Below are 11,727 nucleotides of genomic sequence, written 5' to 3'. Positions count from 1 at the left end.
CCGCCAGTATGGCCCGGCGTCCATGGCGATGACCGAGAATCCGGCTTCGGCCAGCTTGCAGGCCAGCGTGCCGCCGCCCGCGCCGGTCCCGACGATGACGAAATCGACCTCGCTCTCGCCGTATTCGCGCATCGGTACCCATCCGCCCGGCGTGAAGACATCGGGCGCGCGGCCTCGCACTGCGCGGGGCGTCTGCTGGGGGTCGTCATTCACGATGCCGCGGCAGTCCTCTGGTGTCTTCGCCCCGTTCGATCGCCTCCCACGGATCGCGCCGGTTGGCGGACGTGCGGACATAACCGCGCGGCGAGGCAGGACCCCCGAAACCCATAGCGCTCCATAGCGACGGCTGCGCCCAGTGCGCCGAGACGAGATCGTGGAGCAGTCGCCAGTTCCAGAACGTCTGCGGGGGCAGGGAATCCCACTCGCGGGCCCGCACATTGCCGCTTTCGATCTCACGCAGGACTGCGTCCGCTTGCGCTGCATCGAGGCTAGCGAAGTTCGCGCCGTAGCGGGCCTGCGCCTCGGCCTCGATGGCGTCGAGTCCGCGTCGCCAGCATTCTGCGGTGCGCGGCAGGGTGTGGTGACGGAAACCGTCGCTGGCATCCTGTGCGATCTTCTCCACCACCATCGCCAGCGTGGTGGTCGGCGCCCGGCCTTCGGGATCGGGGCACACGCGCGCCGCGACGAGGTGCAGGGTTGCAAGCTGCCTTTCACTTAGTACCCCGCCAGGTACTTCGAGCCTCATCCGGTGGTCGATCGCCGCGCGGGTCGGTTCGTTCCAGCTCAAGCTGCCGCGCTTGTCGAGGACGTCGTAGCCGGGGAACGGGTCAGCCACGGGCGAACCTGCGGATCAGCATGAGCGCGCCGAGCCCGGCGATGGCCAGGCCGGTGAAGGAAGGCGGAGCGGGGAGGGGCGGCCCGGCGAGGATGTTTTGCCGCCAGTTCTTCCAGCCGCCCATGTTGCGCGATACGCCGTAGGCATGAAACGCCATGCCGAACAGGCCGACCGCGGCCGTCGCGGCGAGAGTCGCGGTCGTGATCCACCCGGCCCGCCCGGTCATCGCTGCGCGCGCCAGAGCGGCGGCCGAGAGCGGCGGGAGCGTCACCGGCAGCCACATGAAGGAATCGTGATAGGCGCCGCGAAAATGCAGCAGCGCCGCCTCGGCCGATGCACCGGCCAGGCCCAACGCGGTAAAGCCGGCCAGCGCGCGCCCCGAGAGCAAGGGCAGGGGGCCGAGATAGCTTGCCCCGCTCCCCAACGCCTGTGCGGCAACACCCAGCATGCCGGAAGTGACCAGCGCTGCGGGAGCGCCGATCGGAGCACGGTAGAACAGGTTGTTCCAGCTTATCCCGCCGGCCTTGCGGGTCACGTTGTAGGTGTGGAAGCCGAGCCCGGCTGCGCCCACCGCAATACTCGCAGCGTGAATCGAGGCAGTGAGCGGCGAAGCGCCGGTAACTCGGCCCGACGCCAGCCGGCTGTCGGCAGCGATCGCCAGCGCCGAAGAGGCGATCGGAAGCAGCATGGCGCGGTTGTCGAACGATCCGCGGTAGTGCTCCATCGCGGAGTCCGCCAGCACCGACCCGGCCACCGCCGCAGCCCCTCCAGCGACGAGCCGGGCCGCGCTCCGTGTCGCGGCCGCGGGCATCAATCGTCTGCCATTACCGAGCTCAACACCTGCTTGACGCTGCCCATGATCATGCTTTCTTCGTTTGGGTCGCCCTGCACCGCAGCGGTCATGAAAGCCTTAGCCTGGGCGAACTTGATATGCGGCGGCAGCGGCGGAACCTCTGGATCGCACTTGACCTCGATCAGGGTCGGCCTGCCGCTCGAAAGCGCCCGCTCCCACGCGGCGCCGAGCTGCTCGGGATCGTCGACGAAGATGCCTTCGAAGCCGATCAGCTCCGCGAACTTGTGATAGGGGATATCGGGCACGCGCTGGGTCGTCGCCGACTTGGGATTGCCTTCCATCACCCGCTGTTCCCAAGTCACCTGGTTGAGATCCTGGTTGTTGAGCACGCAGACGACGAAGGTCTGGTTCGGCCATTTGTCGTGGTATTTCTTGACCGTGATCAGCTCGGCCATGCCGTTCATCTGCATGGCCCCGTCGCCGACCAGCGCGATCACCGGACGGTCGGGATAGCCGAACTTGGCGGCGATGGCGTACGGCACGCCGGCGCCCATCGAGGCTAGCCCGCCCGAAAGCGAACCCATCATGCCGCTACGGAACTTGAGGTCGCGGGCGTACCAGTTGGCCGCCGACCCGCTGTCGCTGGTGATGATCGCCCGTTCCGGCAGGCGCGGCGAAAGCTCGGTGAAGATGCGCTGCGGATTGACCGGGTCGGCGGAAACCATCGCGCGGTCGCGCAGCGTCTCCTCCCAGTCTTCCTTCCAGCCGCGGATGTCGTCGCGCCAGCCGGTGTCGGTCTTCTGCTCCAGCAGCGGCAGCAGCGCTTCGATGGTCAGCGCTACGTCGCCCTGCAGATTGACGTCGTGTGGGAAGCGGATCGAGAGCATCTCGGGCTCGATATCGACCTGCACTCCGCGCGCCTGGCCTTCCTCGGGCAGGAATTCCGAATAGGGGAATCCCGAGCCGAGCGTGAGCAGGGTGTCGCATTCCTTCATCAGGTCCCAGCTCGGCTTGGTGCCGAGCAGGCCGATCGAGCCGGTGACCCACGGCAGGTCGTCGGACAGGACGTCCTTGCCGAGCAGCGCCTTGGCCGCGCCGGCGCCCAGCTTATCGGCTATGGCGATGACCTGATCGGTGGCGCCCTTGCAGCCGGCGCCGACCAGCATCGCGACCTTCCCGCCGGCATTGAGGACTTCGGCCGCACGCTCGAGGTCGGCCGGGGCGGGCGCGATCTGCGGGCGCGAGTAGCCGATGCCCGAGAACACGGCGCCGTGCTTGCGCGGCGGCTCGGTGTACTTCTTTTCCTGCAGGTCGTTGGGGAAGACCAGCGCGGTGACCCGGTTGCGCCCCTTGGCGATGCGTACCGCGCGGTCGACCAGGTGACGGACCTGCGCAGGCACCATGGCATAGCCGGTGAACGCGCCGGCGACGTCCTTGAACATCGAGGTCATGTCGAGTTCCTGCTGGTAATGCGCGCCGATCGCGGTGCGCGCCTGCTGGCCGACGATGGCCAGCACCGGCATGTGATCCATCCGTGCGTCGTAGAGGCCGGTGAGCAGGTGCGAGGCGCCGGGACCCGAGGTGGCGAGGCAGACGCCGAGCTCGCCGGTGAACTTGGCGTGGGCGCTGGCCATGAAGGCGGCCATTTCCTCGTGCCGGACTTGCACGAAGTCGAACTTGTCCTTCATCTCGTCGAGCGCGCCGACGAGCCCGTTGATGCCGTCGCCGGGGAAACCGAAAATGCGCCGCACGCCCCACTCGTGAAGACGCTCCCAGACGAAATGGGAAACGGTCTGCGACATGGCGACTCTCCTTGGCTCGATGCGTTTTGGCGTCGATTCGGAAACGGAGCGGGCCCGCCGGCGTTCCGAAAAAAGCACAGGACGAAGCGCTGACTTGAGAGGTGAGGAACCATGGATTCGATCGGCCGAAAGCGCTGGGTCATCGCCGAAGGCTACATTCCCGACGGCAGCATGGCCGGCGCCGACGAGACATTGATCAGCCACGAGGCCGCCTGCATCCTCAACACGGGAGACGAGGATGCCGAGGTCGAGATCACCATCTTCTTCACCGACCGCGAACCGGCCGGGCCATACCGCCTGTCGGTCGAAGCCCGGCGCACCCGGCACCTGCGCTTCAACGACCTGGACCATCCCGAGCGGGTTCCGCGCGGCACGAGCTATGCGAGCGTGATCGAGAGCGACCGCCCGATCGTCGTCCAGCACACGCGGCTCGACAGCCGGGCCGCGGAAATTTCGCTGATGACGACAATGGCCTTCGCCGCCGACTAGAGCGGCAGGTTCTCGGTCCGCACGAGCAGGTAGCGCGAGAGTTTGTCGAGGCCGGGCACGCCGTACTGGCCGAGCTCGTTCAGCATCTCCGACCGGAGCAGCTCGATCGCCTTGCGGACGCCGTCCTCACCATGCGCGCACAGGCCATAGAGCGGGGCTCTCCCGGCGAGGACGGCATCGGCGCCGAGCGCGCAGGCCTTGAGGATATCGCTCCCCCTGCGAATGCCGCCCGAGATGTAGAGTTCGATCCGATCGCCGACGATCTCGCGGGCGCGCGGCAAGACGTCGAGCGCAGAGACCGACCAGTCGGCCTGCCGCCCACCGTGGGCTCCGAGCATGACCCCGTCGACTCCGCAGTCGAGCGCCTGCTGCACGTCGTCCGGATTGAGAATGCCTTTGACGAAGAACGGCCGCGTCCATCGATCGCGAATCCGCGCCACATCGCGCCATGACAGAGTCTTGGGCATTTGATGGCGAATCCAGTTGGCCGAATCGAAGAACGAGCGGCGGTCCTTCGGCACGAAGTCGATCACGTTGGCAAATTCGGGCAAGCCGCCGGTGAGGGTCGTCACGGCCCAGCGCGGGTGGGTGGCGGCATTGAGCAGGTCGGCTGCATCGGGAAAGCCGCTCGGTGCGCGGTCGCGCTTGTCCCAGTCGCGCTGGCCGAAAATCTGCGCATTGGTGGTCAGCACCAGGGCTTCGCATCCTGCCCGTTCGGCGCGGTCGACCAGCTCCTGCCAGACCTCCTCGCCGCCGAAGACGTAGAGCTGCCACCAGTGCCGCAGCCCGTCGATCGCGGCGACCTGCTCCATCCGGTCGTTCGACATCGTGCTCTGGATAAAAGGAACGCCGGAGGCCGCGGCCGCTCGCGCCAGGGCGAGGTCGGCGTGGTGCATGAAGATGCCGTTGAGCCCGGTCGGCGCGATGGCCAGCGGCAGCGGCGCCTTGCTGCCGAGGATCGGAGCGGAGACATCGCGCGTCGATTCATCGACCAGGGTATGAGGGATCACCCGCCATTCGGCAAAGGCCTCCCGCTCGCGCGCCAGGGTGGCTTCCTCGCCGCTGCCCGCCTCGAGATACTCGAGCACGAAGCGCGGCATGAGCCGATGCGCCCTGGCGCGAAGGTCTTCGACGGTCTGCACGCGCGAGAGGCTTCGGCCGGTATAATAGCGCCGGCGCGGGGTGCCTTCGAACTGCGCTGCACTCGCCCGCGGTTTCACGGAAACATCACGGCAATCATCGCAAATGATAATCCGTGCGGCACCGAGATCGTTCCGCGCCCCGAGCGCGGAAATCTTCCGAAAATCGTTTCCGTGAGCGGCGGCCGCCGCGGGGGATGAGCGAGTGTTCGGCTGGAGGGGAAATGGCTGGGCCGAAAGGCCGCGGACCTGCGCCATTTTTTCGGGCGCTGGCTTCCGGTTTTCGAAGTCCTCTCGGACTGAGTGGTGCGGTCGAGAAGACTCGAACTTCCACGGGCTTTCGCCCACAACGACCTCAACGTTGCGCGTCTACCAGTTCCGCCACGACCGCACGTGAAAAAAGGAGCCGTTAACACCGGCTCCTCCGGGGTAGGTGCGCGCCCTTAGCAAAGGGGTCACCCCCCTGCAAGCGGCTCGGTACTAGGAAATGCACGCCCCGTCGTTTCACCGCGGAACGCTCCTAACGGTCCCCTTGCACACGTGGTGAACGGCGCGGCAACATCTTGCCCATGAGTTTCGCCCCCGCCCTCGTTCTTGCCGTCGTCGCAACGCAGACCGCGCCCGCGGCGCGCGAAGAGGTGCATGGTGAGGGCGCGCAAGTGGTCGGCGCCGAGGTGTCCGCCCGGATTGTGCGCCCGGCCGTGGTGCAGGACGGCAAGCTGACCAGCGGCAATTCCCCCGACGCGCCGCGAAGCCAGGTGCGCAAGAGCGGCGCCAGGGTCACCTTCGAATTCGAATAGGCGCGCCGCGCTACTGCGGTTTCCAGCCGATTTCGGCAACCTTGGCGGCGCGCGGCACGTCGGTCACGGCCTCGTTTACCGACATCGTCTCGCCCGGCGCCAGCGTGCGCTTCGGCGGATAGACTTCCCAGGAATAGACGATCCGGTCGCGTCCGTCGCGCAGGACGATGAGGATGGGCGGGACATCGTGCGCCGTGCTGCCGATGTTGGTGATCGTTCCGCTGGCGCCGAAGAACTCGGTACCATTGGGCAGTTGCCGTCGTTCCTGCTGATCGGCGGGAAAGTCGAGCTGCAGGTCGCGCTGGCCCATCGCGAACGTCGGGCGGTTGACCGGCACCCAGTCGGGCAGCCCGAAATAGCTCACCGCGACAATCAAGCCGGCGGCGACGAGCGCAAAGACGGCACCGGCGTAAGTCCACACCCTGAGCCAGTTGCGGCGCTTGCGGAACGGCGGCTGGTGCTCGAACTGCGAGGGCTCCTCTTCGCGTGGGGGCGGTGCGCTGCGGACGGGCGGCGGCAGAGGCTCGTCGAATGCCGTGGTGGGCGGCTCGGGTTCGGGTTCGGGCTCCGGCTCGGCCCTGCTCGGCGCGACAGGGGCGGGGGCCGGTGGTTGAGGCGGTGCTACGGGCGGTTGCGGTGCACGAGCGCGCTGTCTCTCCTGGGCCGGTTCGGCCGCTGGCCCCGCGGGCGCGCCTTCCTGGAACCACGAATGCCGGCATTTGGCGCAGCGCACCGTTCGTCCGTCGACGCCTATGGCGCTGTCGGGCACAACGTACCGGGTCGAGCAGGCGGGGCAGGCGATTATCATGTTGCGGGCCAGCCTAGCGCCCCGCGATACATGGCAACAAGATGTGCGACCGTGAACATGCGTCCCACCGTGGCTTTTTTCCACACTGATAGGAAGCTATAGCCCGCGCGCATGCCGCCCTTTTCCGCCATCCTGGTCAAAGCCGAGCCGGATTTCCGCCGATGACTTCGGCGGAGGGCGACATTGTGCAGTTCGACAATGTCGGGCTGCGCTATGGAACCGACCGTGAAGTGCTCAGCGACGTGTCGTTCACGCTCTATCCCGGCAGCTTCTACTTTCTCACCGGGGCCAGCGGCGCGGGCAAGACTTCGCTGCTCAGGCTGCTTTACCTCGCCCAGCGCCCTTCGCGCGGGATGATCCGTATGTTCGGCACCGACGTCATAACGCTCCGGCGTGAGCGGCTGCCGGCGCTACGCCGCCGTATCGGGACCGTGTTCCAGGATTTCCGCCTGGTCGACCACCTCTCCGCATTCGACAACGTCGCGCTGCCGCTGCGCGTATCGGGCGTCGCCGAGAGCGATATCGAGAAGCCGGTCGCCGACATGCTCGAATGGGTCGGGCTCTCGCACCGCTCCGATGCGCGTCCGGCCACGCTCTCGGGCGGCGAGCAGCAACGTGTGGCGATCGCCCGCGCGGTAATTGCCCGACCCGAGATCCTCGTCGCCGACGAGCCGACCGGCAACGTGGATCCGGAAATGGCCCTCAAGCTGCTGCGGCTGTTCGAAGCGCTCAACCGGCTCGGAACCACGGTGGTTGTCGCCACTCACGACGTGCACCTGCTCAAGAAGGTGCCCGATTCGCTTATCATGCGGCTCGACAAGGGGCGACTGCACGATCCGACCGGCGCGTTGCGCTATCCGCCGCGGCGGCAGGCAGGCTGATGGCGATTCCCGGACTCCTGCGGCGCAATCAGCCGCGCTTCGGCGCCGAGCGCTCGGGTATCTTGCAGCAGACCCGCCTCGCCGGGCCGATGCCGTGGGTCATCGCGATCATGATCGCATTGACCGTAATCGCCGCGGCCGGGGGGCTGGCGTTGAGCAACATCGCCTCGCATGCCCGCTCCCAGATCGCCGGCGGCCTGACCGTGCAAGTGGTCGAGGCGGCACCGGCCGAACGCAATCGTCAGGCCGAGGTCGCGGTGGCGATCCTGTCCAACCGTGAGGATATCGCCAGCGTACGGCGCGTCCCCGACGAGGAACTTGCGGAGTTGCTCGAGCCGTGGCTTGGCGACTTCGCCGGACAGGGCGACGAGGCCATTCCGACCCCTGCGCTGATCGATGCCCGGCTGCAGGGACCGATTACGCCGCGGCGGCTGGCCGAATTGCGCGACACCTTGTCGGCGTCGGTGCCTTCGGCGCGCGTCGACGCCCAGGCCGGCTGGCTCGCCCCCGTGTTCCAGGCCATTGCCTCGCTGCAATGGCTTGCCATCGGGCTCGTCGTTCTGCTTGCCTTGACCAGCGCCGCGGCGGTCTGGCTGGCCGCGCGCAGTGCGCTCGGCTCGAACCGCGACACCATCGAGATCGTCCACTTGCTCGGCGGGACCGACCGCCAGATCGCTCGCCTCTTCCAGCGCTCGATTGCCGCCGATGCCACTGTTGGCGGAGTGGTGGGTCTCGCGCTCGGCGTGGCTGCACTGTTCGTGCTGGGACGGCAGTTTGCAGCGCTCGATTCGGGCATGGTCGGTGGGGGCGGGCTCAAGATGGTCGATTGGGTGCTGATCGGCGCCATTCCCGTCGCCGGCATTGTCCTCGCGGTGCTGACGGCCCGGTTTACGGTTCTCGCCGCCTTGCGGAGGATGCTGTGATCTTGCGCTTCGCCGGGTTCGTGCTGGCCGTCTGGTTGCTCGGCTTTGCGTGGTTCGCAGCCACGCTGCCGCAACCCGCACCGGTCAAGGACCGAACCGACGTGATTATCGTGCCGACCGGCGGTGTCGGGCGGATCGATCGCGGCGTCGAACTGCTTCGCGCGGGCGCCGCGCAGAAGCTGCTCGTCTCGGGGGTGTTCGAAGGAGTTACACCGGCCGAATTCGCCGCCGAATACCGCCTCAGTCCTGAGGAAATGGCTTGCTGCGTCGTGCTCGGGTTCTCCGCGCTCGACACCCGCGGCAACGCGCGCGAAACGGCGCAATGGATACGCGACGGCCAGTACCGCTCGCTGCGCCTCGTCACCAGCGACTGGCACATGCGGCGCAGCGCCAACGAGCTTGAACAGGTCCTGCCGCCGAAGGTCCGGGTGGTCGAAGACGCCGTGCCGAGCGAACCCTCGCTCCGCATCCTATTTCTCGAATATCTCAAGCTGCTGGCGAGTTGGCTGGGCAACCTGTGAACGTCCTCCGCAGTCTTGCCTTTTATCTGCTGTTCTATGGGGCCTCCCCCTTGTTCGTGATCGCTACGCTGCTCAGCAAGGCTCTTGTGCCGGGGGAGCATTTCCGCGCCTGGCCCAACGCCTGGTCGCGCTTCCACCGCTGGTGCGTGGTCCACGTGCTGCGGATCGAGGTGCGGGTCGAAGGTGAGCCGATCGCCGAGCAAGCGATTTACGCGCTCAAGCACGAGAGCTTCTTCGAGGCTATCGATCTCGGCACGCTGTTCGACATGCCGGTGCCGTTCGGCAAGGAAGAGCTCTACCGTATACCCGGCTGGGGCCGCGCCGCGCTCGCCTATGGCTCGGTGCCGGTCTACCGCGATTCGGGGGCAAAGGGGCTGCGCAAGATGCTGTCCGACGCCCGCAAGTTCGTCGGCAGCGGCCGCCCGTTCTGCATCCTTCCCGAAGGCACGCGGGTCCCACACGGAACCCGCCCGCCGCTGCGCTCGGGCTTTGCGGGGCTGTACAAGCTGCTTGGGCTACCGGTCGTGCCGGTAGCGATCGATTCGGGGCCGACCTATCACCGGCTCTGGAAGCGGCGGGGCACGATAACCGTGCGCTTCATGAAAGCGATCCCGGCCGGCCTGCCACGCGAGGAGATCGAGGCGAGGGTGCACCAGGCGATCAATGCCTTGAACGACTAGTCGGCGTCGTGCTTGCGGCCAAAGTCCGGTCGTGCGTCGTCCTGGCCCTGCTCGATGATCGAGCGGCGGATGGCGCGGGTCTTGGTGAAGCGGTCGAACAGCATCTCGCCGTCGCCGCTGCGGATCGCGCGCTGCAGCGCGGTCAGATCTTCGGTGAATCGGCCAAGCATCTCGAGCACGGCCTCGCGATTGTTGAGGAACACGTCGCGCCACATGGTCGGGTCGCTCGCGGCGATGCGGGTGAAGTCGCGGAAGCCGCCCGCGGAGTACTTGATAACTTCCCCCTGCGTGACGTCCTCGAGATCGCTGGCTGTTCCGACGATGGTGTAGGCAATGAGGTGGGGGATGTGGCTGGTCACCGCGAGCACCAGGTCGTGGTGCGCCGCGTCCATGATCTCCACAGTCGCGCCCAGCGCGCGCCAGAAGGCGGCTAGCGCGTCGAGCTGCACCGGGTCGGCGTCGGCCGGTGGCGTCAGGATGCACCACCGGTGGCGGAAGAGGCTGGCAAAGCCGGCGTCTGGCCCGGAGTGCTCGGTCCCTGCGACCGGATGGGCCGGGATGACCGCATGGTTTGGCAGCGCCTCGCCGAGTGCGGCGGCGATCGATTGCTTGGTCGAACCGACGTCGCTGACAAGTGCGCCGGGTGACAGGGCGGGGGCAATCTCGCGCGCCACCTCAGCCATCGCGCCGACCGGAACGCAAAGAATGACGAGATCGGCAGCCGCGACCGCTTCCTGCGGGCTTTCGCACACCTTTGCGGTGAGCCCGCGCTCGGCGGCGCGTCGGCGCACGGCGGGATCCGCGTCGAAGCCGCTCGTGACGACGCCCGGAAGGTGTTCCTGCACGGCCAGCCCGACAGAACCGCCGAGAAGGCCGAGACCGATGATGGCGACGCGCTCGAAGCTCACCGGCACAATTCCCGCAGCGCAGCGGCCACCGCATCCATCTGCTCGGCGGTGCCGATCGTTATGCGCAATCCCTGCGGCAGGCCCTGTCCCGGCAAGTGGCGGACTGCGTATCCGGCCTGCGCAATCGCGGTCAGCGCCGCCTCCGCCGAAACTTCGCCCGTGAACAGCACGAGCACGAAATTGCCTTCGCTCGGCAGGGGGCGCAGGCCGTGGTTGCCGAGCGCCTCGATGGCCGCGACGAAAGCCCGGCGCACCGCGCGGTTGTGCTCGCGGCTGGCCGTCACGAAATCCTGATCGGCGAGCGCGGCGAGGGCAGCTTTCTGCCCGCTCTCGGTCACGTTGAAGGGTCCGCGGATGCGGTTCAGCGCGTCGATCAGGCCGGGCGCGCCGGTGGCCCAGCCGATTCGTTCGCCGGCGAGGCCGTAAATCTTCGAGAAGGTGCGCGTCACCAGTACGTTGTCGTGCGCGGCCGCCAGCGCCAGCCCCCCGTCCTCGTCGCCGGGTCCGACGTACTCGGCGTAGGCCTGGTCGATCACCAGCAAGACATTTGCGGGCAAGCCGGCATGGAGGCGCTCGACCTCGGCGCGCGGCAGGAACGAGCCGGTCGGATTGTTGGGGTTGGCGAGATAGACCACCCGAGTCCGCTCACTCACCGCAGCGAGCAGTGTATCGACGTCGGCGGTGAAATCGCTGTCTTCCGCCTCGACGGGCGTCGCTCCGCAGCGCCGTGCGGCGATGTCGTAGACGGCGAAGGAATAGCGCGGAAACAGGACCTCGTCGCCGAGCCCGGCGAAGGCCTGTGCGGTGAGGTTAAGCAACTCGTCGGAGCCGGTGCCGCAGACGATCCGCGCGGGATCGATGCCGTGCAGCGCGCCCAGCGCGGCGCGCAGCGCGGTGCTGTCCGGGTCGGGGTAGGCCGCGGGACCCGCGGCCTCGGCGCGGGCGGCGAGCGCCTGCGGGCTGGTCCCGAGCGGGTTTTCATTGGCGGAGAGCTTGACCAGCGGCGTACCGTCGGCCGCCGCGCTTCGGCCGGGCACGTAAGCATGGATGCCCGCTATCCATTCCTTCATCTGGGGCTTCATCGCAGGCCGCTCGCTCATAACCGCGGGGCGCATAGCCGGTGCGGGCGGCAATTGACAGCACTTGCG

The 11,727-nt window shown here is 67.6% G+C and carries 13 protein-coding genes and 1 tRNA gene; 6 read left to right on the top strand and 8 right to left on the bottom strand.

The window, feature by feature from the left end; all coding sequences use genetic code 11:
* Positions 1-205: 205 nt before the first annotated feature.
* Genes Q7I88_RS01600 through Q7I88_RS01590 form a run of 3 tightly spaced genes read right to left on the bottom strand, consistent with a single transcriptional unit; the run spans position 206 to position 3,430 of the window.
* Complete coding sequence (locus Q7I88_RS01600) at positions 206-835, bottom strand: gluconate 2-dehydrogenase subunit 3 family protein (RefSeq protein ID WP_305097294.1); 630 nt, start codon at positions 833-835, stop codon at positions 206-208.
* A complete protein-coding gene (locus Q7I88_RS01595) occupies positions 828-1,589 on the bottom strand; it encodes a hypothetical protein (RefSeq protein ID WP_305097293.1) in 762 nt (253 codons plus the stop codon). Before Q7I88_RS01595 ends, Q7I88_RS01600 begins: the two co-directional genes overlap by 8 nt.
* Positions 1,590-1,645: 56 nt before the next feature.
* Positions 1,646-3,430, bottom strand: coding sequence for a thiamine pyrophosphate-requiring protein (locus tag Q7I88_RS01590; protein ID WP_305097292.1), 1,785 nt, complete (start codon positions 3,428-3,430; stop codon positions 1,646-1,648).
* A gap of 111 nt (positions 3,431-3,541) precedes the next feature.
* On the opposite strand from Q7I88_RS01590, the gene Q7I88_RS01585 reads away from it, so the two are divergent.
* The gene (locus Q7I88_RS01585; RefSeq protein WP_305097291.1) at positions 3,542-3,919 is read left to right on the top strand and encodes a sensory rhodopsin transducer; all 378 of its coding nucleotides are present in this window, start codon (positions 3,542-3,544) and stop codon (positions 3,917-3,919) included.
* Here Q7I88_RS01585 and Q7I88_RS01580 read toward each other — a convergent pair.
* Positions 3,916-5,061 carry an alpha-hydroxy acid oxidase gene (locus Q7I88_RS01580; RefSeq protein WP_305097290.1) on the bottom strand — a complete coding sequence of 382 codons (1,146 nt, stop codon included), beginning with the start codon at positions 5,059-5,061 and terminating at the stop codon, positions 3,916-3,918. The genes Q7I88_RS01585 and Q7I88_RS01580 overlap by 4 nt on opposite strands.
* A 301-nt stretch (positions 5,062-5,362) precedes the next feature.
* Positions 5,363-5,449: transfer RNA gene (locus Q7I88_RS01575), tRNA-Leu, on the bottom strand.
* Between the two features lie 178 nt (positions 5,450-5,627).
* On the opposite strand from Q7I88_RS01575, the gene Q7I88_RS01570 reads away from it, so the two are divergent.
* A complete protein-coding gene (locus Q7I88_RS01570) occupies positions 5,628-5,858 on the top strand; it encodes a hypothetical protein (RefSeq protein WP_305097289.1) in 231 nt (76 codons plus the stop codon).
* Positions 5,859-5,868: 10 nt separating this feature from the next.
* Here the strand turns inward: Q7I88_RS01570 and Q7I88_RS01565 are convergent, their stop codons facing one another.
* Positions 5,869-6,666: a zinc-ribbon domain-containing protein gene (locus Q7I88_RS01565; RefSeq protein WP_305097288.1), complete on the bottom strand. Its 798-nt coding sequence runs from the start codon at positions 6,664-6,666 to the stop codon at positions 5,869-5,871.
* A gap of 161 nt (positions 6,667-6,827) precedes the next feature.
* Between Q7I88_RS01565 and ftsE the strand changes: the two genes are divergently transcribed.
* From ftsE to Q7I88_RS01545, 4 genes are read left to right on the top strand one after another with little or no spacing between them, the layout of a single operon-like run.
* The gene (gene ftsE / locus Q7I88_RS01560; protein ID WP_305097287.1) at positions 6,828-7,547 is read left to right on the top strand and encodes a cell division ATP-binding protein FtsE; all 720 of its coding nucleotides are present in this window, start codon (positions 6,828-6,830) and stop codon (positions 7,545-7,547) included.
* Entirely contained in the window at positions 7,547-8,470 is a 924-nt protein-coding gene (locus Q7I88_RS01555) for a cell division protein FtsX (protein WP_305097286.1), read from the top strand. The genes ftsE and Q7I88_RS01555 overlap by 1 nt, the downstream gene beginning before the upstream one ends.
* Positions 8,467-8,991: a YdcF family protein gene (locus Q7I88_RS01550; RefSeq protein WP_305097285.1), complete on the top strand. Its 525-nt coding sequence runs from the start codon at positions 8,467-8,469 to the stop codon at positions 8,989-8,991. The genes Q7I88_RS01555 and Q7I88_RS01550 overlap by 4 nt, the downstream gene beginning before the upstream one ends.
* Complete coding sequence (locus Q7I88_RS01545) at positions 8,988-9,671, top strand: lysophospholipid acyltransferase family protein (protein WP_305097284.1); 684 nt, start codon at positions 8,988-8,990, stop codon at positions 9,669-9,671. The genes Q7I88_RS01550 and Q7I88_RS01545 overlap by 4 nt, the downstream gene beginning before the upstream one ends.
* Here the strand turns inward: Q7I88_RS01545 and Q7I88_RS01540 are convergent.
* Both Q7I88_RS01540 and hisC read right to left on the bottom strand, forming a co-directional pair.
* The gene (locus tag Q7I88_RS01540) at positions 9,668-10,579 is read right to left on the bottom strand and encodes a prephenate/arogenate dehydrogenase family protein (RefSeq protein WP_305097283.1); all 912 of its coding nucleotides are present in this window, start codon (positions 10,577-10,579) and stop codon (positions 9,668-9,670) included. The genes Q7I88_RS01545 and Q7I88_RS01540 overlap by 4 nt on opposite strands.
* A complete protein-coding gene (gene hisC, locus Q7I88_RS01535) occupies positions 10,576-11,661 on the bottom strand; it encodes a histidinol-phosphate transaminase (protein WP_439648353.1) in 1,086 nt (361 codons plus the stop codon). The genes Q7I88_RS01540 and hisC overlap by 4 nt, the downstream gene beginning before the upstream one ends.
* Positions 11,662-11,727 lie beyond the last annotated feature (66 nt).

Source organism: Croceibacterium aestuarii (assembly GCF_030657335.1).
GTDB classification, from domain to species: domain Bacteria; phylum Pseudomonadota; class Alphaproteobacteria; order Sphingomonadales; family Sphingomonadaceae; genus Croceibacterium_B; species Croceibacterium_B aestuarii.
This window is presented reverse-complemented; position numbering and strand designations above follow the sequence as displayed.

Bases quoted from the DNA above. Each gene is read 5' to 3' on its own strand.
- Q7I88_RS01590 (WP_305097292.1), bottom strand. From the start codon at position 3,430: ATGTCGCAGACCGTTTCCCATTTCGTCTGGGAGCGTCTTCACGAGTGG.
- Q7I88_RS01585 (WP_305097291.1), top strand. From the start codon at position 3,542: ATGGATTCGATCGGCCGAAAGCGCTGGGTCATCGCCGAAGGCTACATT.
- Q7I88_RS01570 (WP_305097289.1), top strand. From the start codon at position 5,628: ATGAGTTTCGCCCCCGCCCTCGTTCTTGCCGTCGTCGCAACGCAGACC.
- Q7I88_RS01565 (WP_305097288.1), bottom strand. From the start codon at position 6,666: ATGATAATCGCCTGCCCCGCCTGCTCGACCCGGTACGTTGTGCCCGAC.
- ftsE (WP_305097287.1), top strand. From the start codon at position 6,828: ATGACTTCGGCGGAGGGCGACATTGTGCAGTTCGACAATGTCGGGCTG.
- Q7I88_RS01555 (WP_305097286.1), top strand. From the start codon at position 7,547: ATGGCGATTCCCGGACTCCTGCGGCGCAATCAGCCGCGCTTCGGCGCC.
- hisC (WP_439648353.1), bottom strand. From the start codon at position 11,661: ATGAAGCCCCAGATGAAGGAATGGATAGCGGGCATCCATGCTTACGTG.